Genomic DNA, 24,869 nt, shown 5'->3' with positions numbered 1-24,869 from the left:
GTTTAAACCACCGCCCCATGTTGAAGCTCGACCGATACCTGCTGGGCGATTTCGTCCAGAGTTTCCTCGCCACCCTGATCGTCCTGCTCGTGGTCAGCGTGGGCGGCGTCCTGGTGGACATCCTCGGCAACATCGCCGACGGACGCCTGCCAGCCAAGCTGCTGTTCTCCCAGCTGGGCCTGCAGTTCATCGCCTACCTGCCGCTGATCCTCCCGCTGGCACTGATGCTGGGCCTGCTGCTGGCCATCGCCCGCCTGTACCGCGACTCGGAAATGGCGGTGATCACCGCCATCGGCGTCGGCCCCAAGCGCCTGCTGCGGCCGCTGCTGATGCTGGTGGTGCCGGTGGTGCTGCTGGTCGGTGCCTGCTCGCTGTGGCTGGGCCCGTGGGCCGGCCGGGTAGCCGAGCAGATGATCATCGAAGCCAACCGCAGCGTGCTGATGGCCGGCCTGGAGCCGGGCCGGTTCACCCCGCTGCCCAATGGCGGCGTGGTCTACCTGTCGTCGATCTCGCCCGATGGCACCCAGCTGGGCAAGGTGTTCATGCAGCGGCAGAAGGATGACCGCATCGAGGTGGTGTCCGCCGCAGGTGGCCGGATGTTCTTTGAAGGCGCCCGCCAGCGCTTCCTCGAGCTGGACGATGGGCACCAGGTGGAAGGGCCGGCCGCAGGCGGGCTGGATTACCGCCTGGCGACCTTCGCCCGCAACGACGTTGCCCTGCCTGATGGCGCGCAGACCCGTACCGAGGATGATCCGGAACTGATGCCGACCCTGCAGCTGATCGGCGATGGGCGCCCGCAGGCGCAGGCACAGCTGCACCGGCGCCTGGCGCCACCGTTGATCGCACTGGCCTTTGCCCTGCTGACCGTACCGCTGGGCCGCAGTTCGCCGCGCCAGCAGCGCTACGGGCGGATGATGCTGGCCCTGATGGCCTACATGGTGGGGACCAACCTGATGTTCATCGGCAGTGGCTGGATCGCCACCGGCAAGATACCGCCCGCGATCGGCCTGTGGTGGTTGACCCTGCCACTGCTGGCGCTGTCGATCTGGATGTATGCACGTGATGGCCGCCTGGGCCGACCGAAGGGAGCCCGCGCATGAGGCTGCGCCCGATGCGTTTCGACCTGTACCTGGGCCGGACGGTGTTCACCACGGTGCTGCTGACCTGGGCGGTGCTGGTGGGCCTGGACGTGGTGATGGCCTTCTCCGGCGAGTTCAAGGACATCGGCAAGAACGGCTATACGCTGGGGCACGCGGCGGCCTGGGTGCTGTACACCGTGCCGCGCCGGGCCTACACGATGTTCCCCACGGCTGCGGTGATCGGCGCGCTGATGGGATTGGGCCAGCTGGCCGCGACCTCGGAACTGACCGCGTTGCGCGCGCTGGGCCTGTCGCGCAGGCGATTGAGCGTGTCGGTGGCGATCGCGCTGTCATTGCTGACCGCCGTGATGGTGTTCAGCGCCGAGACGCTGGGACCGTGGGGCCAGGACCGCGCCGATGCGCTGAAGGCGAGCGCCAAGTGGGGCCGGGACATTGCCACGACCCGTTACTCGGGCCTGTGGGCGCGCGAGGGCGATACCTTCCTCAGCGCTGCCGGCGGCGAGGAACAGCTGGTCGGCGACAAGGGAACACGGCTGATCCTGCGTGACGTGCGCCTGTATCGCATCGCCGAAGACGGACAGATCGCCTCGATCACCCATGCCGCCACTGCCGAACATGACCGCGACGGCTGGGTGATGACCGGCGTCCGCCGCGATACGTTCGGCGAGCGCTCGGCCACGCGCCAGGAAGTGGCACGCGAGCCGTGGAATTCCCGCCTGGATGCCGGCTCGCTGGCCGCGGGTATCGCCAAGCCGCGCAACCTGAGGATCGCCGAGTTGCGGGCCAGTATCGAATACCGCGAGCGCAACGGCCTGGACGCCCGCGATTTCGAGGATATCTACTGGAGCCGCTGGTTCTACCCGCTGAACGTGCTGGCGCTGTGCCTGGCCGCGGTGCCGTTCGCGTTCGGTTCGCTGCGCAGCGGCGGCATGGGCAAGCGCCTGTTCCTGGGCATCCTGTTCGCGCTGGGCTTCTGGCTGCTGCAGCTGTTCTTCGGCCGCATGGCCGGCGCGCTGAAGTTCGACTACCGCATTGCCTATGCGCTGCCGCCGATCGTGATGCTGGCGGTGTCCGGTTTGCTGTTCCGGCGCAAGTCGGGCTGAGTGCTGCCGCGCCGGGCGCGGCCCGGCGGTTTTCCGCGGTCCGCGCGTGGCGCGAGTCGAGCAGGGCTCGACGCTACAGAACGCGGGTCAGCGCTTGGGCATCCGCACCAGGCGGGTGCCGCTGGCGCGGTCGTGCCAGGTCAGGCGCTGGCGGTCGACCCAGACCCACCAGAAGCCCAGCCCGCCCAGCAGCAGTGACAGCGTGCCCACCGCGAAGCGCAACCACAGCTGCGCGCGCCGCAGCGGCCTGCCATCGCTCGATTCGAGCTTCAACCGCCATGGCCGCATGCCCAGCGTCTGGCCGCCGCGGCGCCAGCTGGCCGTTGCATACCCACCTGTAACACCCCAGCACACCGCCCACAGCAGCCACTGCCAGGCACTGAACGGAGCGATGTTCTCGCGCTGCGCGTGGCCGCTGAGGGTGTAGGCCAGGGTGAACAGCGTGCCGGCCAGCATCCACAGTGCCAGCACCGGCAGTGCGTCGTAGACCATGGCCAGCATGCGCCAGACCAGCAGGGCACGCGGGCGCGGCATTCCAGTAGCGGCCGCAGGGGCCGTGTCGGTGGCAGGGCGGGACATGCGCCGAGCATACGCAATGCTGGCCGCATCCGCTGGCGCCCTCGTATCCTTTACCCATGGCTCTTGTTTCCACTCCTGCCGAACGCCGCCAGCTGGTCCAGCAGCTGCCCGAACTGCGCGCGGACGACAGTGCGCGCATCCAGCGCTTCCTCGATGCGATCTGGGCCGAGAATGGCCTGGCCGGCGCCACCCTCGACAGCTACCGGCGCGATCTGGAAGGGCTGGCGCGCTGGATGGATGGACGCGACGGTGGCCTGGCCGGCATCGAGCGTCCCGGGCTGTTCGACTACCTGGCCTGGCGCACCCGCCATGGCTGGTCGCCGCGCAGCAATGCGCGCCTGCTGTCGGCGCTGCGGGCGTTCTTCGCCGATGGCGTGCGTCGTGGCGAACGTAGTGAAGACCCCAGCGCGTTGCTGGACCCCCCGAAGCTGCCACGCTTGTTGCCCAAGGCGCTGGCCGAAAGCCAGATCGATGCATTGCTGGCCGCGCCGGACATCGACAGCCCACTGGGCCTGCGCGATCGCGCCATGCTTGAACTGATGTATGCCGCCGGCCTGCGCGTGAGCGAACTGGTGTTGCTGCCCGCCACCGCGGTCAACCTGCGCCAGGGCGTGATACGGGTCACCGGCAAGGGCAGCAAGGAACGGCTGGTGCCGCTGGGTGAGGAATCCCAGCATTGGCTGGAGCGCTACCTGCAGCAGTCGCGGCCACAGCTGGTCGGCAAGGGCAGGGTGCAGGCCCTGGCGGATGGGCAAACGCCATTGTTCGTCGAGCCGACGTTGCATGCGCTGACCCGCCAGGCCTTCTGGCACCTGGTCAAGCGTCACGCGCAGGTGGCCGGCATCGACCCGGCGCGAATCAGCCCGCACGGCCTGCGCCACAGCTTCGCCACCCATCTGCTCAATCGCGGCGCCGACCTGCGCGCGCTGCAGATGCTGCTGGGCCACAGTTCGCTGTCGACCACCCAGATCTACACCCTGGTGGCCCGCGAACACCTGCAGAAGCTGCACGCCCGGCATCACCCGCGCGGCTGAGCAGGGGCCTGAATCCCGTCCCTGGGGCGGGCGCGGCATCGCGGCCCGCTGCGGGCGGCTGTGTCAGAATCCGGGGTCTTCTTCTGCCGCGGACCGCTCCATGCTTCGATTTGCCATCGCCGCCGTGCTCGGTGCGCTCAGCCTGACCGCCTGCGCACAGCCGGCCCCGCCGGCCGCCAAGGCGCCTGCACCTGCCGCTGCTGCGGCCAAGGCCAGCCCGGCCAGCAACGCGTCGGCCGACCAGGCCGTGCGTGCGGCGTTGACCGCGCTCAATCCCGGCTTCCAGGTGGACTATATCGGCGCCGCGCCGTTCCCCGGTTTCCGCGAGGTCGTCGTTTCCGGCCAGCTGCTGTACGTGTCCGATGATGGCCGCTACCTGTTCCAGTCGCAGCCCTACGACACGCGTGCCAAGGGCCCGGCCAACAGCGAAGGCCTGCTGGGCTACCGTCGCGACCTGCTGGCCAAGGCCAACCATGGCGACCGCATCGTGTTCGCCGCGCCGAACGCCAAGTACACCATCAGCGTGTTCACCGATATCGAATGCGGCTACTGCCGCAAGCTGCACCAGGACATTGCCGAACTGAACCGCAACGGCATCAGCGTCGAGTACTTGGCGTTCCCGCGCATGGGCCTGGGCAGCAAGGATTACACCGACATGATCTCGGTCTGGTGTGCGGCCGATCGTCGCCAGGCGCTGACCAATGCCAAGCGCGGTGGCAGCGTGCCGGCCAAGAACTGCACCAACCCGGTGGCCATGCAGTACGCGCTGGGCCAGCAGCTGGGCGTGAATGGTACGCCGGCGATCTTTGCGCCGGATGGCACCCAGCTGGGTGGCTACCTGCCGCCGGCACAGCTGCGCGCAGCGCTGGAAAAGCTGTCGGCCAAGCGCTGACGCGGAACTGTAGCGTCGAGCCATGCTCGACTGCGGTTCCACATGTGACAGCCGTGCATGGCTCGGCGCTACAGATCAGAGGCCGGGGGCGCACAATGCACCCCCGGCTTTTTTCTTACTTCAGGCCATCACTGACCGCCTTGGTCAGCGTGCCCTGCGCATCGTCACCACTGAACTCCCAGACGAACGCGCCGCCCAGGCCCTGGGTCTTCACGTAGCCCATCTTGCGGGTGATGTTGGCCGGGGTGTCGAAGCTCCACAGCGTGCTGCCGTTGTAGATCCAGGTGGCACCGGCGGTGCTGTCGGTGTAGCCCGGCCATGCCAGGTTCTTCAGCACCTTCCAGTCTTCGATGCCGGCTTCATACGTGCCCGGCGCAGCGCCGGTGGCGGTCTGGTACAGGCCGTTGTTGGCGTTGGCCACGCCGGTCCAGCCACGCCCGTAGTAGCCGATGCCCAGGTTGAGCTTGGCGGCCGGCACGCCGCGGCTGATGAAGGCCTCGATGGCATCGTTGCTGTTGTACAGCTTCTGGTCGCCGGTGGACGGATCATTCGGCGAATCGAACAGCGCCGACTGGTGATTGGTCTTCGCATCCCACGCGCCGTGGAAGTCGTAGGTCATCACGTTGATGTAGTCCAGGTACGGATGGTACGCGGCCGGATCGGTGACGCGGATCTTGTCGATGCCCGCACCCACCGCCACCGTCAGCAACAGGCCCGGACGCACTGCATCGAGCTGGCGGCGGAACTCGGCCATCAGCGCGGTGAAGTTGGCGTTGTCCTCCGGCTTGCCGCATTCGATGCCGCAGGCCACCGGGTATTCCCAGTCGATGTCGATGCCGTCGAACACGCCCAGTGCGGCGCCGGCGCCACCGGCACCGTCGGTCACCGGCAGATTGCCCTTGATGTAGGCGTCGATGCACGAGGCGACGAAGGCCTGGCGGTTTTCCGGGCGGGCCGCGCTGGAGAAGCCACGCGACCAGGTCCAGCCACCCAGCGAGATCAGCACCTTCATGCCCGGGTACTTGGCCTTGAGCTGCTTGAGCTGGTTCCAGTTGCCGCGCAGCGGCTGGTCCCAGGTATCGGCGCTGCCGCTGACGCTCTCGGCGGCACTGAACGCCTTGGTGTAATCGGCAAAGGCATCGCCACCGGCACCGCTGTTCGGATCCGACGGCTGGGTGATGCCCACTTCGCAGCGGTTGTTGCGCACGTTGCCGAACGCATAGTTGATGTGGGTCAGGCGCGCGGCCGAACCGCTGCTGTCGATGTTCTTGACCCGGTAGTTGCGGCCGTAGATGCCCCACTGGGTGAAGTAACCGATGACCCGCTTGCCGGTAGTGCCGCCGTCGCCGGCCAGCGTGGTGGCGCTGATCTCGGTGCCCTGTGCCGACGCATTGCCAGCGTTGTCGCGGGCGCGCACGCGGTAGCGGTAGGTGGTCGATGCGGTCAGCCCGCCGTCGACATAGCTGGCACTGGACGGCGAACCGACCAGGCTGCCGTTGCGGTACACGTCGTAACCGGCCACGCCGCTGCCACCGGTGTTGTCGGTGGACGGGCTCCAGCTGAGCGCGATGCTGCTGGCGGTACGCGTACCCACGGCCAGCCCGCCCGGCACGCTGGGCGCGGTGGTATCGCCACCGGCGGCGTTGACGGTGATGGTGATGGTCGGCGTGCTGGTGGTGGCGTTGTTGTTGTCGGTGGCCACCGCACGCAGCGTGTGGCTGCCGGCGCTGGCATTGGCCCAGCTGGCTGCATACGGCGCGTTGGTGGCGATGCCCAGCGAGCTGCCGTCGCGGAAGAACTCGACCTTGGCGACGCTGCCGTCCGGATCGCTGGCGTTGGCGGTCACGTTCACCGTGCTGCCGGCGCTGAAGGTGGCACCGTTGGCCGGCGAGGTCAGGCTGACCACCGGCGGCTGGTTGCTGCCACTGCCATCGCAGGCACCCAGGTTGGTGTAGTAGGGCGCACCGGCCGGATGGTCCGGCGGCGCGTTCCAGATGTCCTGGTTCGCCCGATAGAGGACGCCTCCTTTCTGCAGGGTATCGCCGGCCCGGTAGATCTTGGCCTGGTCCCACTGGGCCACCCCGGCACAGCTGGCGGCCTGCGCCAGGCCGGGCAGGGCGACGCTGCCGGCGGCCAGGGCAAGCAGCCAGGCCAGGCGGCGGGGACGACAGCTACGGGTCGAACGTTCGGCACTGCGCACAATCGGGTCGTACATGGGTAAGTCTCCGATCAAAGGGCGCGCGGGCCCCGATGGCGCCGCGCGTGACGCAGGTCCGGGCGTCGCCCGGGAAGGCGACGGAGGGGGCGGACGGGGTACCTGGGAGGCCGGGGAGAGAGTCCGGCGCCAGGTGGGGACAACGTTGTCATCAATCGTGTGGTCAATCCGTGAGCGAGTGCATGGTTCGGGGATCCGGGGGGAGAGCGGCGCTGCGCGCGGTCGGCGGCCATCGGCGGAGCCCCCTCGTGGCTGGAGTGGGTCGCTGAAAGCGGGTTTCTGAGGGTGGGCCGGGTGGGTGGGCTGCGCAGGGGACGCTGCAAGTACGTCCCTGTAAGCTCGATCGCCGCATCCATGCGGCTCACGCCCCTGCGCAGCCCACCCACCCGGCCCCTGACAGGTTCCTGCGCGGTCAGCCACGAAAGGCAGAACAAAAAAAAATCAAAAGCAGAAGCCGGTCGCTTCGCTCTTCAATGCCTGATTTCCGATGTTCACTGGTTGCCGGCCAGCGGCCGGCATTGCCGCAGAGCATCCACGCATGGCGTGGATCTACCGCAGATCGCGGAAATCTGTCGGAGGCGGGGTGGTGGGGGCCAGCAGGACCGTTGGCGCCATGGATGGCGCCATCGAGCCCCCATGGATGGGTTTACGGCGTGTCCTGCTGGCCCCCACCACCCCGCCAGCCCACGGAATGCCTGCTGTTGCTTTGGCCGTTGCTGTTGCCGTTGCCCTGGCTTCGGCGGGTGCCGGGCGCCGCCCGGCCAGAGCCCTTCCCCCGCTTCCGGTACAATGTCGGGCCCGTTTCCCAACTACGGTTCCCCGGACATGATGGTCCTCGAGGGCGCGCCCGCCCTGTCGCCGTTCCGCCGCGAACGTCTTGAATCCCGCCTGCAGTCCATCGCTCCCTCCCTGCGCATCAGCGGCGCCTGGCACGTCTACTTCGTGCAGCCCGAAGGCAGCGCCGCCCCCGACCTGACCACCCTGTGCCGCATCCTCGAAGCTGCGCCGCAGGCCGAGGCCGTGGCCGACGGCGCGGTCAGCCGCATCGTGGTGCCGCGCCTGGGCACGCTGTCGCCGTGGTCGAGCAAGGCCACCGAACTGGTCCGCGGTGCGGGCCAGCCGGTCAGCCGGGTCGAGCGTGGCCTGCGTATCGATGTGCAGGGCTGGCCGGCCGATGCCGCTGCCCAGCAGGCGCTGGTCAAGGCGCTGCACGACCCGATGACGCAGTCGGTGCTGGAGACCGTGGCAGAGGGCCAGGCGCTGTTCTCGGCACCGGCCCGCGGTGAACTGGAACGCGTGCCGGTGGACCAGCTGGAGGCCGCCAACCAGCGCCTCGGCCTGGCCATGGCCCAGGACGAGATCGACTACCTGCGCGAACGCTTCACCGCGCTGGGCCGCTCGCCGTCGGACGTGGAACTGATGATGTTCGCGCAGGCCAATTCCGAGCACTGCCGCCACAAGATCTTCAACGCCAGCTGGACCATCGACGGCCAGGAACAGGACCGCTCGCTGTTCCGGATGATCAAGAACACCCACCAGCAGACCCCGCAGCACACGCTCAGCGCGTACAGCGACAATGCGGCGGTGATCGAAGGCCACCCGGCCTCGCGCTACCGCCCGGATCCGGCCAGCGGCGAATACCGCCGCGAGCCGCAGGTGCCCAGCGCGTTCCAGATCAAGGTGGAAACGCACAACCATCCGACCGCGATCGCGCCGTTCCCGGGCGCATCGACCGGTAACGGTGGCGAGATCCGCGACGAAGGTGCGACCGGCCGCGGCGGCAAGCCGAAGGCCGGCCTGTCCGGTTTCTCGGTCTCGCACCTGCGCATTCCCGAGCTGCCGCAGCCGTGGGAAGCGCCGCGCGCGCTGAATCCGCGCATGGCACCTGCACTGGAAATCATGACCGACGGCCCGCTCGGCGGCGCCGCGTTCAACAACGAATTCGGCCGCCCGAACCTGCTCGGCTACTTCCGCAGCTTCGAGCTGCCCGAAGGTGCTGACCTGGTGCGCGCCTACGACAAGCCGATCATGCTGGCCGGTGGCCTCGGTGCCATCGACCGTATCCAGGTCGAGAAGATCCCGCTGCAGGCCGGTGATGCGGTCATCGTGCTGGGTGGCCCGGCGATGCTGATCGGCCTGGGCGGCGGCGCCGCCAGTTCGGTGGCCTCCGGCGAAAGCGCCGAGGACCTGGACTTCGCCAGCGTGCAGCGCGACAACCCGGAAATGGAGCGCCGCTGCCAAGAGGTCATCGACCGCTGCGTGGCGATGGGCGCCAACAACCCGATCAAGTTCTTCCACGACGTCGGCGCCGGTGGCCTGTCCAATGCCATTCCCGAACTGCTGCACGACTCCAAGGTCGGCGGCGTCATCGACCTGGGCAAGGTGCCCACCGATGATCCGTCGCTGTCGCCGATGCAGCTGTGGTGCAACGAGTCGCAGGAACGTTACGTGCTGGGTGTCGCGCAGGAGCGCCTGGCCGAATTCGCCGCGCTGTGCGCGCGCGAGCGCTGCCCGTTCGCCGCGGTCGGCGTGGCCACCGCCGAGGAACACCTGGTGGTGGCCTACGGTGCGGTGCCGGGCCACACCCCGGCCGATGCGCCGATCGACCTGCCGATGGACGTGCTGTTCGGCAAGCCGCCGAAGATGCACCGCGACACCGCGCACCCGCCGGCGCCGCGCTGGCCGGCGCTGAAGACCGGTGGCCTGGATCTGCACGAGGCGGGCCTGCGCGTGCTGGCGCACCCGACGGTGGCCTCGAAGAACTTCCTGGTCACCATCGGTGACCGCAGCGTCGGCGGCCTGACCGCGCGCGAACAGATGGTCGGCCCGTGGCAGCTGCCGGTGGCCGACGTGGCGATCACCCTGGCCGACTTCGATGGCGTGTCCGGCGAAGCGATGTCGATCGGTGAGCGCACCCCGCTGGCCCTGCTTGATGCGGCCGCTTCGGCGCGCATGGCGGTGGGTGAAGCGCTGACCAACCTGTGTGCGGCGCCGGTCGACGCACTGGATGAAATCAAGCTGTCGGCGAACTGGATGGCCGCCGCCGGTCACCCGGGCGAAGACGCGCTGCTGTACGACGCGGTGAAGGCGGTGGGCATGGAGCTGTGCCCGCAGCTGGATATCAGCATTCCGGTTGGCAAGGATTCGCTGTCGATGCAGGCGCAGTGGCACGACCAGGGCGAGGCACACAAGAGCGTGTCGCCGGTGTCGCTGGTGATCTCGGCGTTCGCGCCGGTCGCCGACGTGCGCCAGCAGCTGACCCCGCTGCTCGACCGTGAGGTGGAGAGCGAGCTGTGGCTGATCGGCCTCGGTGCCGGCAAGCAGCGCCTGGGCGGTTCGATCCTGGCCCAGGTACATGCCGACCACGGCGATCTGCCGGCCTTTGCCGGCGCCGCCCCGGACCTGGACGATCCGCAGCGCCTGCGTGGCTTCTTCGAACTGATCCGCGATGCGCGCCAGTCCGGCCTGCTGCTGGCCTACCACGACCGCAGCGACGGTGGTGCCTTCGCCGCACTGTGCGAAATGGCCTTCACCTCGCGCCTGGGCCTGGACATCACCCTCGATGCCTGGGGCGATGATCCGTTCCGCAGCCTGTTCAATGAAGAACTGGGCGCAGTGGTGCAGATCGCGCGCGAGGACCGCGCCGCGTTCGCCGATCTGGTCGAGCGCCACGCACTGACCGAGTGCGCGCAGCGCATCGCCAAGCCGACCACCGCGCCGGTGGTGCGCGTGTCGCTGGGCGGCGAGAACCTGGCCGAATGGCGCTGGGATGCGCTGTTCGATGCCTGGTGGTCGGTCACCCACGCGATGCAGAAGCGCCGCGACAACCCGGCCAATGCCGATGCCGAGCGTGAAGTCGCCCGCGCCTTCAACGCACCGGGCCTGAAGCCCAAGCTCAGCTTCGACCTCAACGAAGATGTCGCCGCGCCGTTCATCAGTACCGGTGCGCGTCCGCGCGTGGCGGTGCTGCGCGAACAGGGTGTCAACGGCCAGATCGAAATGGCCAACATCTTCGAGCGTGCCGGCTTCCGCGCGTTCGATGTGCATATGAGCGACCTGATCGAAGGCCGCGTGGCGCTGCAGGACTTCACCGGCCTGGTCGCCTGCGGCGGCTTCAGCTATGGCGACGTGCTCGGTGCCGGCCGTGGCTGGGCGACCTCGATCCTGGAGCGCAGCGCGCTGCGTGATGCGTTCGCTGCGTTCTTCGCCCGCGAAGACAGCTTCGCGCTGGGCGTGTGCAACGGCTGCCAGATGATGAGCCAGCTGAAGAACATCATCCCCGGTGCCGAGCACTGGCCGCAGTTCCGCCGCAATGCCAGCGAGCAGTTCGAAGCCCGCACCGCGCTGCTGGAAGTGGTGGAGTCGCCGTCGATCCTGCTGCGCGGCATGGCCGGTTCGCGCCTGCAGGTGGCGGTGGCGCATGGCGAAGGCCAGGCGGTGTTCGACAACGCCGTCGACCAGGCCGCGGCCCGTGTCTCGCTGCGCTACATCGATGGCCACGGCAACGTTGCCAGCCAGTACCCGCTGAACCCGAACGGCTCGCCGGACGGCATCACCGGCCTGACCAGCAGCGATGGCCGCGTCACCATCATGATGCCGCACCCGGAGCGCACCCCGCGCGCGCTCAACCTGAGCTGGGCGCCGGCCGAATGGCAGGGTGATTCGCCGTGGATGCGCATGTTCCGCAACGCGCGGGTGTGGTGCGGCTGACGGCGCAACCGTCGCGCACGCCACAATGCGATGAGGTACGGGAAACCCGGCAGGCGACTGTCGGGTTTTTCTTTGGAAGGGCAGAAATACCTGCCGCAACCATCAGTTACATGCGTTTACAGGGCGCCGGTGGTTCGTCACTCAGATCTAACAAAATCGCTTTATAAACAGGTGAAATAGTGAACTGCTTCACGGCAATAGGATTTGCCGTGTCAAAGTCTTGACGATCTGGAAAGTTGCCGTTAACACTTGAAGCCCGTTACAGAATCATTCATTTCGCAGTAACCGGTTGGCGCACGCGCTCGGTTTTCTGTCGCTGCGCGCCGTTCGGCAATACCCCGCAGTAAATCACGCGAATAAACGCCCCCAGGGGACGTTGGGCCGGAAAGCCCAGCGGTGGCGTTGCTTTGCCCAAAACCAGTCCAATCAGGAGCCGTACCGATGAATCGGATTTATCGCAAGGTCTGGAACAAAGCATTGGGTCAGTGGGTGGTGGCTTCGGAACTGGCCTCCTCCGACAGCAGCAGCGGTGGGGTCGTCGACCAGCGCCGCGATGCGACACGAGCCACGCCCGCATTGCTGGCAGTGGCGCTGGGCCTGGTATTGGGATTGGGCATGAGCGGCACCGCCGCGGCACAGTCGGTGCAGATCGGCGGCAGCGCCACCTGCGTCGCTTTCAGCGGCAAGCTGCTGGAAAAGTGCCTGATCGAGGGCTCGGCTACGGCCAAGGGCAGCAACGCCGTTGCGATTGGCAGCAACAGCAACGCCAGTGCCGCCAACAGCGTGGCGCTGGGCGCCGGTTCCAAGGCCACGCGGGCCAACACCGTGTCCGTCGGTGATGCTGGCAAGGAACGGCAGATTACCAACGTCGCGGCGGGCGCCCAGGCGACCGATGCGGTGAACAAGGCGCAGCTCGATGCGCAGGCACGGGCCACGCAGGCCGCGATTGCCGACGTGGCCGCAGACGGCAGCCGCTATTTCAAGGCCGACGGCGCAGGCAATGACAGCGACGCGGCGAAGATCGAGGGGCAGGGCGCATTGGCGGCCGGTGCCGGTGCGCAGTCGCTGGCCAATGCCACCACTGCCATCGGTACCCAGGCCATCGCCGCCGGCATCGGCGCCAGCGCGTTCGGCCAGGGCGCATTGGCCATTGGCGATGCCAGCGTCGTGGTCGGGCAGAGTGCTGCGGCCTTCGGCCTGGGCGACACCGCCGTGGGTGCCAGTGCCTATGCGGCCAGCGAGAACGGCGCGGCCACCGCGCTCGGCGCGTTGTCTGAAGCCACCGCTGATGGTGCCACCGCTGTGGGTGGCGGTGCCGTCGCGATGGGCCCGGGCAGCACCGCGCTGGGCCGTGGCGCGACGGCCGCCAACGAAGCATCGATTGCAGTCGGCGCGTTCAGCACCGCCGTGGGTGAATACAGCACCGCGCTGGGCTCCAATTCGGCGGCGGTGGCCACCGGCAGCGTGGCGCTGGGCGCCGGTTCGCTGGCCGACCGTGTCGATACGGTGTCCGTCGGCGCCGCCGAGTATGGCCTGACCCGGCAGATCACCAGCGTGGCTGCCGGTACTGAAGACACCGATGCCGTCAACGTGGGCCAGCTGAAAGACGTGGCCGCCGTGGCCGATGCCACCGCCAAGCGCTTCCAGGCCAACGGCAGCAGCAACAGCGATGCCGGTGCGCTGGCCGAGGGTGACGAGGCGCTGGCTGCAGGCGAAGCGGCCAACGCGATCGGCAAGGGCGCCACCGCCGTGGGTGCCGGTGCCACCGCCGTCGCGCAGAACGCCACCGCCGTCGGCAACAACGCACTGGCCTCGGGCCAGAACAGCGCGGCGTTCGGCAACAATGCGCAGGCCAACGGCGCGGGCAGCGTCGCCGTTGGCGGTGCTGCGGTCGATGCCGATGGCAATCCGCTGATCACCAGTGGCGGTGTGCCGGTGGAAACTGGCGCCACCAGTGCCGGTGTCGGTGGCACCGCCGTGGGCGCCAGTGCCGATGCCGGTGGTTTCGCCGCGTCGGCCTATGGCGTGGGCGCGTATGCCGCCGGTGCGCAGTCGTCCGCGTTCGGCGCGGTCGCCAATGCCATCGGTGACTACTCCACCGCGCTGGGCACGCAGAGCAACGCCACCGGCACCAGCAGCGTGGCCATCGGTGGCCCTGCCGACCTGATTCCCGGCCTGGGCTTCTTCGTGCAGACCCAGGCCAGTGGCGAAGCGGCAACCGCGGTCGGTGCCGGCGCAATCGCCAGCGGCGACCGCGCGGTGGCCAACGGCAGCCTGACCGAAGCCTCCGGCGCCGAAGCGACCGCGGTCGGCTACTTCGCCTACGCACCGGGCGAGAACGCCAGCGCGCTCGGTGCGCAGAGCTGGGCCAGCGGCGCGCAGAGCACGGCGGTGGGCTACTACGCCACGGCGCGAGGCGCCAACAGTGTTGCACTCGGTGCGAACTCCGAAGCGGTGCGCGCCAACAGCGTGGCGGTGGGCAGTGCTGGCAACGAACGGCAGATCACCAGCGTTGCCGCCGGCAGCGAAGCCACCGATGCGGTGAACAAGGCACAGCTGGACGCCGTGGCCAGCACCGCCGACAGCACCGCGCGCTTCTTCCAGGCGCAGCCGGAAGCGGGCAGCGATGCCGGCGCACTGGCCGAAGGTGAAGGCGCGGTGGCGGCCGGTTCGTCGAGCAATGCGATCGGTGCCGGCGCGGTTGCACAGGGCGCTGCAGCCTCGGCGATCGGTGATGACAGTGTGGCGGTCGGCCGCAACAGCAACGCCACCGGCAAGGGCGGCGTGGCGATCGGTGGCCTCGGCCAGGCCTACGACGAATACAACCAGCCGATCATCGGTGCCGACGGCACGGCGCAGCAGGTGGGTACCACCGCCGTTGCCGACGGTACGGCGGTCGGCAGCGGTGCACAGGCCACCGGAGCCGCCAGCAGTGCGTTCGGCAACGCCGCCAGGGCCAGTGGTGACAACAGTTTCGCCGCGGGCGGCAAGTCGCGCGCGACCGGCGCCTATGCGGTGGCGGTGGGCGACAGTGCGTTTGCCAGTAGCGACGACAGCACCGCTGTCGGCGGCTACAGCTGGGCCACGGCCAGCGGCGCCAGCGCCTTCGGTTCAGGGGCATGGGCCACCGCCACCAATGCATCGGCCTTCGGCAACGCAGCCTGGGCCAGCGGCAGCGGTGCAACCTCCATCGGTTACAACAGCTGGGCCAACGGCGCCAGTTCCACTGCGGTAGGTCGCGGCGCCTTCGGCTATGGTGACAACAGCGTAGCGCTGGGCTTCCAGGCGCTGGGCAACAGCCTCAACAGCATCGCCATCGGCACCAACACGGTGGCCGGCGGTGAGAGTGCGATCGCGCTCGGCGCCGGCAGCAGTGCCAGCGCCAGCAATGCCGTCGCGCTGGGCGCCGGTTCTGTAGCCAACCGTGCACGCACGGTGTCGGTCGGCAGCGCCGGCAACGAACGCCAGGTCACCAACGTGGCTGCTGGCACGCAGGCCACCGATGCAGTGAACAAGGCGCAGCTGGATGCGGTGGCGAGCACCGCCAGCACCACCAGCCGCTTCTTCCAGGCCAGCGGCAACGGCGACAATGTGGCCGGTGCGCTGGTGGAGGGGGACAACGCGCTGGCGGCGGGCGACGCGGCCAACGCCATCGGCAATGGCGCCACCGCGCTGGGCAGCGGCGCCAACGCACTGGCCAACAATGCACAGGCACTGGGCTTCAATGCACTGGCGACCGCGGCCAACGCCAGCGCGTTGGGTGCCAACGCACAGGCCACCGGCGAGTACGCCACCGCGCACGGTGCGGAAAGCGAGGCCAGCGGCGAGCAGAGCGCGGCCTTCGGTGCCGCCAGCATCGCCAGCGGCGCCGGCAGCACGGCTACCGGCGTGCTGTCCGAAGCGTCCGGTGAAGAAGCCGTGGCCGTGGGCTACTTCAGCAATGCCAGTGGCGATGCGGCGACCGCCGTGGGCAGCGAAAGCGTGGCCAGCGGTACCGCATCGGCGGCATTCGGTATCGGCGCCGAGGCCACCGGTGGCTACAGCACCGCCATCGGTGGCTACGCGCAGGCTTCGGCCTTCAATGCCACCGCATTCGGCAACTTCGCCAATGCCTCCGGTTCCAACAGCGTGGCAGTGGGTGGCGATTCGGAAGCGTCCGGTGCTTACAGCACCGCCACCGGCCAGGGCAGCCTGGCCACCGGCACCAACAGCGTCGCCGTCGGTGGCTCGTTGTTCGGTGTGCTGGCCACCGAGGCCTCGGGCAACTACTCCACCGCGGTGGGTGGTGGCGCCTGGTCGGGTGGCATCAACAGCACCGCGCTGGGCAACGCCGCCGAATCGCGCGGCGCCAACAGCGTGGCGCTGGGTGCGGACTCGATTGCAGACCGTGACAACACCGTTTCGGTGGGCGGGGGCGGCAACACCCGCCAGATCACCAACGTAGCCGACGGTACGCAGGGCAACGACGCGGTCAACAAGAACCAGCTCGATGCGGTTGCCGCTGCTGCGGAAAAAACCAGCAGGCAGTTCCAGGCCAGCGGCAATGCCGATGGCGAAACCGGCGCACTGGTCGAGGGCGACAACGCGCTGGCGGCCGGTGATGCGGCCAATGCCATCGGCAACGGTGCCACCGCACTCGGCAGCGGTGCCAATGCGCTGGCTGCCAATGCCACGGCCGTCGGTATCGATGCGCTGGCCACCGGCAACAACGCAGCGGCGCTGGGCAGTACCGCACAGGCCACCGGTGAAGACAGCCTGGCCCTGGGCAGTGGCGCCAGCGCCAGCGAGCTGGGTGCCAGCGCCACCGGCGCACGCGCTCAGGCCAGTGGTGCTTACAGCACCGCAACCGGCACCGAGTCCAATGCCAGTGGCACGCAGGCATTGGCCAGTGGCTTCCGCAGCGCTGCCTCCGCCGATGGCACCACCGCTGTCGGCGGCTACGCCGAAGCCAGCGGCCGCCTCGGTACTGCGCTGGGCTACGGATCGGCGGCCAGTGGTGCCAACACTACGGCGGTCGGCTTCGGCGCGGCCGCGGCCGGCACCGGCGCGGTGGCCGTGGGCCAGTCCAGCGAGGCCAGTGGCGAGGAGAGCGTCGCCATTGGTGGAAGTACCTTCTTCGGCCTGATCCCGTCGCGTGCCAGCGGTACTGGCGCTGCGGCATTCGGCGCAGGTGCGTGGGCCACCGAAGACTACGCCACCGCCATCGGCTGGAATTCGTGGGCAGCCGGCAGCAGTTCCACCGCACTGGGTGCCAACGCCACCGCCAACGGCAGCAACAGCGTCGCTCTCGGTGCGGGCTCCAAGGCGGACCGCGACAACACCGTTGCCGTCGGCAAGGCCGGTGGCGAACGCCAGGTGACCCATGTTGCCGCCGGCACAGAAGCTACCGACGCGGTGAACAAGGGCCAGCTGGATGCAGTGGCCACGGTTGCCGACAAGACCAGCCGCCAGTTCCAGGCCAGTGGCAACGCCGATGGCGAGGCCGGCGCACTGGTCGACGGTGACAACGCCCTGGCCGCCGGCAATGCAGCCAACGCCATCGGCAACGGCGCTACCGCGCTGGGCAGCGGTGCCAACGCGATGGCCGCCAATGCCACCGCAGTCGGCTTCGATGCACTGGCTACCGGCAACAACGCCGCAGCGCTGGGCAATGCGGCACAGGCCAGTGGCGTCGACAGCGTGGCGGTGGGCAGTGGTGCCAGCGCCAGCGAACTCGGCGCCAGTGCCAGCGGTGCCGGTGCCCAGGCCAAGGGCGCCTACAGCACCGCCAGCGGCGCGCAGGCCACCGCCAGCGGCACGCAGTCGCAGGCCAGCGGCTTCCGCGCCAATGCGTCGGCCGATGGCGCCTCGGCACTGGGCAGCTATGCCGAAGCCAGTGGTCGTCTGGGTACGGCGGTCGGCTACGGCAGCAAGGCCACCGGTGCGAATGCCACTGCGGTGGGTGTCAGTGCCAACGCCACGGCGGCCGGCAGCATCGCACTGGGTGCCGGCTCGGTGGCCGATCGTGCCAACACCGTGTCGGTCGGCAGTGTCAGCACCGATCGACAGATCACCCGGGTCGCTGCGGGTACCGAGCGTACCGATGCGGTCAACCGCGGCCAGCTCGATGCAGTGGCGGCGACCGCCGACGGCACCGCGCGCTACCTCAAGGCCACCGGCAGTGGTACCGCCAGTGCCAGCGGCAGCGATGCCACGGCCATCGGGTCGGCGGCCAGTGCCAGTGGCGCACGCAGCAACGCCGTGGGCGCCAACGCGATGGCGATCGGCAATGGCGCGCTGGCACTGGGTAACAGCGCTGGTGCATCCGGTGCCAACTCGGTGGCGCTGGGCGCAGGGTCACGTGCACTTGATGCCAACGTGGTCTCGGTCGGCGGTGGCAATGGCACCGATGGCCCGGCAACGCGCCGCATCGTCAACGTGGCTGATGGCCGCATCGGTGCAGGCAGCACCGACGCGGTCACCGGCTCGCAGCTCAACGTCACCAACCAGCGTGTCGGGGCGGTGGAGACCCGCGTGGGCGATTTCGATTCGCGCATCGCCACGGTTGAAACCACCGCAGCCAGCGCGGTCAGCTACGACGATGCCAGCCGTGACCGCCTGACCCTGTCCGGCTTCCAGGGCACCACCCTCGACAACGTCGGCGCGGGCAGCATCGCCGCTGGCAGCCGCCAGGCCATCAATGGTGGGCAGCTGTTCCAGTCGCTCAGCGACGCCGCCAGCTTCCTCGGTGGCGGTGCCAGCGTGGGCATGCAGGGCGTGTTCGTGGCGCCGAACTACGTGATCCAGGGCGCCACCTACAGCAATGTCGGCGATGCACTGGGCGCGCTGGATCGCAAGGTCAGCGAAATCGACCGTCGTACTGCCGGTGGCACGCGCGCCGGAACCGCCAGCCTGCGCGCGATGAGTGCGCCGCTGGAGGACGGTTCACAGACCAGTGTCGCCGATGCACGGGTGACGGCGGACGCAGCACCGACCAGCACCGCGCGCGTGCAGGGCACGCCGACCGCGGCTGCGGCGGGTGCCGGCATTCCGGTGGGCACCCCGGCGAGCGGCTTCAATGCGGTTGCCATGGGAGACGGCGCCGTTGCCAGTGGCGCCTCGTCCACCGCCATCGGCCAGGGTGCCAATGCCAGCGCAGCGAACGCGGTGGCGCTGGGCCAGGGCTCGGTCGCCGACCGCGCCAACACGGTGTCGGTGGGCAGCGAAGGCAACGAGCGCCAGGTCACCAACGTGGCGGCCGGTACCACGGCCACCGACGCGGTCAACAAGGGCCAGCTCGACCGTGGCATGGCCACCGCCAACAGCTACACCGACAGCCGCGTCCAGGCCGTCGCCGACAGCTTCGATGTGTTCAAGGGCGAAATCGATGGGCGCCTGCGTCACATGGACCGCCGCATCGACCGTCAGGGCGCGATGAGTGCCGCGATGCTCAACATGGCCACCAGCGCGGCCGGTATCCGCACCCAGAACCGGGTCGGCGTCGGCATCGGCTTCCAGGGGGGTGAATCGGCACTGTCGCTGGGTTACCAGCGTGCGATCAGCGATCGCGCCACGGTCACCTTCGGCGGTGCCTTCAGCAGCGATGACAGCTCGGTCGGCGTCGGTGCCGGCTTCGGCTGGTAGCCCGCTCCATTGCGCCGGCGGCCACCCACGCCGGCGCAGCACCTGCAGTGAGGGCCTGGGGGGAGGTCACGGCAATCCCGGCTGGGCCGGCCGGGAGTCGTCAAGGAATGATGGCCGCAGTGTTGGTTCGATCCATGACCCAGAAGAGGAATTTCGACGTGATCAAGAAGCAGAACCTTCGCATCAATGTGCTTGCCGCCGCCGTGCTGTCGATGACGGCCGTCGGTGCCGTCCACGCCGCCGGGTTGCCGACCCGTGAGCCAGTGCGCCAGGCCAGCACCGCCCAACCGGGGGCCGAGCGCATCATCGTCAAGTACCGGGCCGGGGCTGCCGCCGCCAGCGACCGCTCGGCCAAGTTGTCCACCGTGCAGTCGGCGCTGACCCGTGCCAGCCTGTCCGGCGGCACCTCCCGCGCCAGCACGCTCGGCCCGCAGGTGGTGCGCAGGCTCGCCACCGGCGCGGACCTGATCCGCGTGCAGGGCCGCCTGGCCCCGGCCGAACTGCAGCGCGTGCTGAAGGAACTGCAGGCCGATCCGTCGGTGCAGTACGCCGAAGCGGACGTGAAGCTGCGCCGCACCGAGCTGCGTGCCGGCGACGTGCAGCCGGCACTGGTGCCGAACGATCCCTTCTACCAGCAGAACCAGTGGCACCTGCACAACGCGGTCGGCGGCATCAACGCCCCGGCGGCGTGGGACGTTTCGCAGGGCGAGGGCATCGTGGTGGCGGTGATCGACACCGGCATCCTGCCGCAGCATCCGGACCTGGTCGGCAACCTGCTGGAAGGCTACGACTTCATCAGCGACGCGGAGACCTCGCGCCGCCCGACCAATGATCGCGTACCCGGTGCGCAGGACTATGGCGACTGGGTCGAAAACGATAACGAGTGTTACAACGGCTCGCTGGCCGAGGACAGTTCCTGGCACGGCACGCACGTCGCCGGCACCGTGGCCGAGCAGACCAACAACGGCGTCGGCATGGCCGGTGTCGCCTACAAGGCCAAGGTGCTGCCGGTACGCGTGCTGGGCAAGTGTGGCGGTTACCTGTCCGACATTGCCGACGCCGTGGTGTGGGCATCCGGTGGCACCGTATCGGGCATCCCGGCCAACACCAACCCGGCCGAGATCATCAACATGAGCCTGGGCGGCAGCGGCGCCTGCGGCAGCACCTATCAGGACGCGATCAACGGCGCCATCTCGCGCGGTACCACGGTGGTGGTGGCCGCCGGCAACGAGACCGACAACGCATCCAAGTACCGGCCGGCCAGCTGCGAAGGCGTGGTGACCGTGGGCGCGACCCGCATCACCGGCGGCATCACCTATTACTCGAACTACGGCACCCGCGTGGACCTGTCCGGTCCGGGTGGCGGCGGCAGTGTCGACGGCAACCCGGGGGGCTACATCTGGCAGACCGGTTCCAATGCAGCGACCACGCCGGAGTCGGGCACGCCGGGCTACATGGGGATGGGCGGTACTTCGATGGCCTCGCCGCATGTGGCAGCCGTTGCCGCACTGGTGCAGAGCGCGCTGATCGCCAAGGGCAAGGATCCGCTGACCCCGGCCGCGATGCGCACCCTGCTGAAGGAAACCGCGCGTCCGTTCCCGGTCGCCATTCCGGCAGCGACCCCGATCGGTACCGGCATCCTTGACGCCAAGGCTGCGCTGGCCAAGGCACTGGAAGAACCGTGCACCGAAAACTGCGGGCCGGTGGCGACGCCTTTGACCAACAAGGCGGCGGTGGGTGGCCTGAACGGCGCTGCCGCCAGCAGCAGGCTGTACAGCTTCGAGGCCGTGGCTGGAAAGCAGCTCAGCGTGATCACCTACGGCGGTACCGGCAACGTCTCGGTCTACCTGGCGCAGGGCCGCGAGCCGAGTGCCACCGACAACGATGCGCGTTCGACCCGCCCGGGCACCTCGGAAACGGTGCGGGTGACGGCACCGACCGCCGGCACCTATTACATCAAGGTGGTAGGCGAGGCGGCCTACAACGGCGTGAGCATCCTTGCCACGCAGTAAACACCTGCCGACGTAGTTGAATGGCCGAGGCCCGTCACCCTGTGTGACGGGCTTCGTCTTTTTACGAAAGGTGGCCGAGGGGCGGCGGAAATCACGGCTTAACTGCTAAAGTCGGAGCGATTGACAGGAGAGTCACGTGAACGCGCTCGCCGCAACCGTTACCGACGACGCCGAAGGCCGCATCCTGGATGCGCTGCTGGCGCGTGGCCGGCTCAAGGAAGGGGACCTGGCGCGCGCGCGGCCGCTGCATGCCGAGGCCGGCGGCAGCCTGCTCGGCCTGCTGGTGCGGTTGGGGCTGGTTTCCGAGCGCGATCAGGCGCAGGCCAGCGCCGAGGTGCTGGGCCTGCCGCTGCTGGAGGGCAAGCAGGTACCCGAAGCCCCGCCGCAGGCGCTGGCCGAAGGCCTGCCGCTGTCGCTGCGTTTCCTCAAGCAGTTCCACGTATGCCCGCTGGAATTGAATGAACAGGGCGTCCGGCTGTGGCTGGCCGACGCCCACGACGCCTACCCGCAGCAGGCCGTGCAGCTGGCGCTGGGGGTTCCGGTGACGCCGGTGCTGGGCATGCGCGCGGAGATCGACGATCTGGTCGAACGCTGGTTCGGCCAGGGCCGCAGTGCGATGGGCGCGATCGTGGAAACCGCCGACGGCGAGGGCGGTGCGGTCGACGACATCGAGCACCTGCGCGATCTTGCCTCGGAAGCGCCGGTGATCCGCCTGGTCAACCTGGTGATCCAGCGTGCGGTGGAACTGCGTGCCTCGGACATCCACGTCGAACCCTTCGAAAGCCGGCTCAAGGTGCGTTACCGCGTCGATGGCGTGCTGGTGGAGGGCGAAAGCCCGCCGGCCAACCTGACCGCGGCGGTGATCAGCCGCATCAAGATCATGGCCCGGCTCAACATCGCCGAACGCCGCCTGCCGCAGGACGGCCGCATCATGCTGCGCGTGCAGGGCAAGGAACTGGACCTGCGCGTGAGCACCGTACCCACCGCGCATGGCGAGAGCGTGGTGATGCGACTGCTGGACCGCGAAACGGTGGTATTCGATTTCCATCGGCTCGGCTTTACCGACGCCTTCCTGCCGCAGTTCCGCAAGGTGCTGGAACAACCGCACGGCATCCTGCTGGTCACCGGCCCGACCGGTTCAGGCAAGACCACCACGCTGTACACCGCGCTCAGCCAGCTCAACACCGCCGACGTCAAGATCATCACCGTCGAAGACCCGGTCGAGTACCAGATCGAGGGCATCAACCAGATCCAGGCCAAGCCGCAGATCGGGCTGGATTTCGCCAACGCCCTGCGCAGCATCGTGCGCCAGGACCCGGACATCATCATGATCGGCGAAATGCGCGACCTGGAAACCGCGCGCATCGCCATCCAGTCGGCGCTGACCGGCCACCTGGTGCTGTCCACCCTGCACACCAACAATGCGGCCGGCGGCATCACCCGCCTGCTCGACATGGGCGTGGAAGATTACCTGCTCACCTCCACCATCAACGGCATCCTGGCCCAGCGCCTGGTGCGCCGGCTGGAGCCGACCCACGCCGAGCGCTACGCAGCCTCGCCGGAAGAGATCGAACGCTTCGAGCTGCGCCGCCTGCAGCCCGAAGGCCCGATCCACCTGTTCCGCCCCAGGCCCTCGGCGCTGGCGCCGACCGGCTACCTCGGCCGCACCACCATCATGGAATTCCTGGTGATGAACGATGCGCTGCGGCGGGCGGTGATGCGCCGTGATGGCATGGGCGAGATCGAGCGCATCGCGCGCGAAGCCGGCATGCGCACCATGTACGAAGATGGCCTGTCCAAGGCGCTGAGCGGGCAGACCACCATCGAGGAAGTGCTGCGCGTGACCGAGGAAAGCTGATGCGCGCAGGACGCCGGGGCTGACATGCCGACCTATCGCTACAGGGCACTCAATCCGCACGGCGAGATCTTCGACGGGCAGATGGAAGCGGCCAGCGAGGCCGAACTGGTCGCGCGCCTGCAGGACCAGGGCCACCTGCCGATGGAAACGCAGTTGGCCGATGGTGGCGCGATCGGCGGCAGCAGCTGGCGCAACCTGCTGCGCCAGCGCCCGCTGCAGGGCGCCGCGCTGCTGCAGTTCACCCAGCAGCTGGCGACCCTGCTCGGTGCCGGCCAGCCGCTGGACCGCGCGCTGTCGATCCTGCTCGGGTTGCCCGAGGATGAACGATCGCGTCGCGCCATCACCGACATCCGCGACGTGGTGCGCGGCGGTGCGCCGCTGTCCACCGCGCTGGAACGCCAGCACGGCCTGTTTTCGCGCCTGTACGTGAACATGGTGCGTGCCGGCGAAGCCGGCGGCAGCCTGCATGAAACCCTGCAGCGCCTGGCCGATTACCTGGAACGCAGCCGCGCGCTGCAGGGCAAGGTGATCAACGCGCTGGTCTATCCTGCGATCCTGCTGGTGGTGGTGGGCGGCGCGCTGCTGTTCCTGCTTGGCTACGTGGTGCCGCAGTTCGCGCAGATGTACGAAAGCCTGGACGTGGCGCTGCCGTGGTTCACCAACGCGGTGCTGCAACTGGGCTTGTTCGTGCGCGACTGGTGGGTACTGCTGCTGGTGGTGCCGGCGGTGCTGGCGCTGTTCTTCGAACGCAAGGCACGGCAACCGGCCTTCCGCTTGGCCTTGGATGGCTGGCTGCTGCAGCGGCGTGGCATCGGCCGCCTGCTGGGTGAACTGGAAACCGCACGGCTTGCGCGCACGCTGGGTACGCTGCTGCGCAATGGCGTGCCGCTGCTCGGTGCGCTGGGCATTGCCCGCAACGTGCTGGGCAACCGTGCGCTGGCCGCCGATGTCGAAGCGGCGGCCGATGAAGTGAAGAACGGTGTCGGCCTGTCGCTGGCGCTGTCACGCGGCAAGCGCTTCCCGCGCCTGGCCCTGCAGATGATCCAGGTCGGCGAGGAATCCGGTGCGCTCGATACCATGCTGCTGAAGGCCGCCGATACGTTTGAACAGGACAGCGCCCGGCGCATCGACCGCCTGCTGGCGGCGATGGTGCCGGCGATCACCCTGGTGCTGGCCTCGGTGGTCGGTGCGGTGATCGTGGCGGTGCTGGTGCCGCTGTATGACCTGACCAATGCCATCGGTTGACGATGGATCCCTACGCAACCCCGACACTCCGCAACCGAAAGGACCGACCATGATTGCTTCCCGTCGACCGATCCGCCTTTCCTTCACCGCCGCGCGCAACCAGTCGGGCATGAGCCTGCTGGAAATCATCATCGTCATCGTGCTGATCGGCGCGGTGCTGACCCTGGTCGCCAGCCGCGTGCTCGGCGGCGCCGATCGCGGCAAGGCCAACATCGCCAAGGCCCAGGTGCAGACCGTCGCGTCCAAGATCGACAATTACCAGATCGACACCGGCAAGCTGCCGGGCTCGCTCAACGACCTGGTGACCGCACCGGCCGGCGTCGGCGGCTGGCTGGGGCCGTATGCCAAGCCGGCCGACCTGAACGACCCGTGGGGCCACGCGCTGGAATACCGCGCGCCGGGCGAAGGCCAGCCCTACGAACTGGTCAGCCTGGGCAAGGACGGCAAGGCCGGCGGCAGCAGCGTCGACGCTGACATCCGCTACCAGCCCTGATCCTG

At 68.7% G+C, this 24,869-nt stretch carries 12 protein-coding genes; 10 read left to right on the top strand and 2 right to left on the bottom strand.

The window, feature by feature from the left end; all coding sequences use genetic code 11:
- The first annotated feature begins 17 nt into the window (after window positions 1–17).
- Both lptF and lptG read left to right on the top strand, forming a co-directional pair.
- A complete protein-coding gene (gene lptF / locus AC5P7U_RS12625) occupies window positions 18–1,100 on the top strand; it encodes an LPS export ABC transporter permease LptF (RefSeq protein WP_004154135.1) in 1,083 nt (360 codons plus the stop codon).
- Window positions 1,097–2,203: an LPS export ABC transporter permease LptG gene (lptG, locus tag AC5P7U_RS12620; RefSeq protein WP_495221171.1), complete on the top strand. Its 1,107-nt coding sequence runs from the start codon at window positions 1,097–1,099 to the stop codon at window positions 2,201–2,203. Before lptF ends, lptG begins: the two co-directional genes overlap by 4 nt.
- A gap of 87 nt (window positions 2,204–2,290) precedes the next feature.
- On the opposite strand, the gene AC5P7U_RS12615 is transcribed toward lptG, so the two are convergent.
- A complete protein-coding gene (locus AC5P7U_RS12615; RefSeq protein WP_197564955.1) occupies window positions 2,291–2,782 on the bottom strand; it encodes an RDD family protein in 492 nt (163 codons plus the stop codon).
- 56 nt (window positions 2,783–2,838) lie between these two features.
- Here AC5P7U_RS12615 and xerD point away from each other — a divergent pair, with 56 nt between their 5' ends.
- Together xerD and AC5P7U_RS12605 are read left to right on the top strand one after the other, a co-directional pair.
- The gene (xerD, locus tag AC5P7U_RS12610) at window positions 2,839–3,816 is read left to right on the top strand and encodes a site-specific tyrosine recombinase XerD (protein WP_197564956.1); all 978 of its coding nucleotides are present in this window, start codon (window positions 2,839–2,841) and stop codon (window positions 3,814–3,816) included.
- 100 nt (window positions 3,817–3,916) lie between these two features.
- The gene (locus AC5P7U_RS12605; RefSeq protein WP_004154141.1) at window positions 3,917–4,708 is read left to right on the top strand and encodes a DsbC family protein; all 792 of its coding nucleotides are present in this window, start codon (window positions 3,917–3,919) and stop codon (window positions 4,706–4,708) included.
- Between the two features lie 115 nt (window positions 4,709–4,823).
- Here AC5P7U_RS12605 and AC5P7U_RS12600 read toward each other — a convergent pair whose 3' ends face one another.
- Window positions 4,824–6,923 (bottom strand): glycosyl hydrolase family 18 protein, encoded by a 2,100-nt coding sequence (locus tag AC5P7U_RS12600; protein WP_197564957.1) that lies wholly within the window; start codon window positions 6,921–6,923, stop codon window positions 4,824–4,826.
- Between the two features lie 825 nt (window positions 6,924–7,748).
- Between AC5P7U_RS12600 and purL the strand changes: the two genes are divergently transcribed.
- The 6 genes from purL to gspG all read left to right on the top strand — a co-directional run bounded on the left by purL (window position 7,749) and on the right by gspG (window position 24,864).
- On the top strand, window positions 7,749–11,633 hold the full coding sequence (gene purL, locus AC5P7U_RS12595) for a phosphoribosylformylglycinamidine synthase (protein ID WP_495221170.1): 3,885 nt from the start codon (window positions 7,749–7,751) through the stop codon (window positions 11,631–11,633).
- A gap of 441 nt (window positions 11,634–12,074) precedes the next feature.
- On the top strand, window positions 12,075–19,256 hold the full coding sequence (locus tag AC5P7U_RS12590; protein ID WP_495221169.1) for an ESPR-type extended signal peptide-containing protein: 7,182 nt from the start codon (window positions 12,075–12,077) through the stop codon (window positions 19,254–19,256).
- A gap of 158 nt (window positions 19,257–19,414) precedes the next feature.
- The gene (locus AC5P7U_RS12585) at window positions 19,415–21,268 is read left to right on the top strand and encodes a S8 family peptidase (protein WP_308308811.1); all 1,854 of its coding nucleotides are present in this window, start codon (window positions 19,415–19,417) and stop codon (window positions 21,266–21,268) included.
- Window positions 21,269–21,404: 136 nt separating this feature from the next.
- Window positions 21,405–23,126 (top strand): type II secretion system ATPase GspE, encoded by a 1,722-nt coding sequence (gspE, locus tag AC5P7U_RS12580; protein ID WP_197564411.1) that lies wholly within the window; start codon window positions 21,405–21,407, stop codon window positions 23,124–23,126.
- Between the two features lie 24 nt (window positions 23,127–23,150).
- Window positions 23,151–24,371, top strand: coding sequence for a type II secretion system protein XpsF (gene xpsF, locus AC5P7U_RS12575; RefSeq protein ID WP_197564412.1), 1,221 nt, complete (start codon window positions 23,151–23,153; stop codon window positions 24,369–24,371).
- 49 nt (window positions 24,372–24,420) lie between these two features.
- Window positions 24,421–24,864, top strand: coding sequence for a type II secretion system major pseudopilin GspG (gene gspG / locus AC5P7U_RS12570; RefSeq protein WP_004154150.1), 444 nt, complete (start codon window positions 24,421–24,423; stop codon window positions 24,862–24,864).
- Window positions 24,865–24,869: the final 5 nt, after the last annotated feature.

The organism is Stenotrophomonas sp. YJH_SMC_57 (assembly GCF_059369755.1).
This window is presented reverse-complemented; position numbering and strand designations above follow the sequence as displayed.

Coding starts and splice junctions, on each gene's coding strand:
- lptF (WP_004154135.1), top strand. CDS start 18: ATGTTGAAGCTCGACCGATACCTGCTGGGCGATTTCGTCCAGAGTTTC.
- lptG (WP_495221171.1), top strand. CDS start 1,097: ATGAGGCTGCGCCCGATGCGTTTCGACCTGTACCTGGGCCGGACGGTG.
- AC5P7U_RS12615 (WP_197564955.1), bottom strand. CDS start 2,782: ATGTCCCGCCCTGCCACCGACACGGCCCCTGCGGCCGCTACTGGAATG.
- xerD (WP_197564956.1), top strand. CDS start 2,839: ATGGCTCTTGTTTCCACTCCTGCCGAACGCCGCCAGCTGGTCCAGCAG.
- AC5P7U_RS12605 (WP_004154141.1), top strand. CDS start 3,917: ATGCTTCGATTTGCCATCGCCGCCGTGCTCGGTGCGCTCAGCCTGACC.
- AC5P7U_RS12600 (WP_197564957.1), bottom strand. CDS start 6,923: ATGTACGACCCGATTGTGCGCAGTGCCGAACGTTCGACCCGTAGCTGT.
- purL (WP_495221170.1), top strand. CDS start 7,749: ATGATGGTCCTCGAGGGCGCGCCCGCCCTGTCGCCGTTCCGCCGCGAA.
- AC5P7U_RS12590 (WP_495221169.1), top strand. CDS start 12,075: ATGAATCGGATTTATCGCAAGGTCTGGAACAAAGCATTGGGTCAGTGG.
- xpsF (WP_197564412.1), top strand. CDS start 23,151: ATGCCGACCTATCGCTACAGGGCACTCAATCCGCACGGCGAGATCTTC.
- gspG (WP_004154150.1), top strand. CDS start 24,421: ATGATTGCTTCCCGTCGACCGATCCGCCTTTCCTTCACCGCCGCGCGC.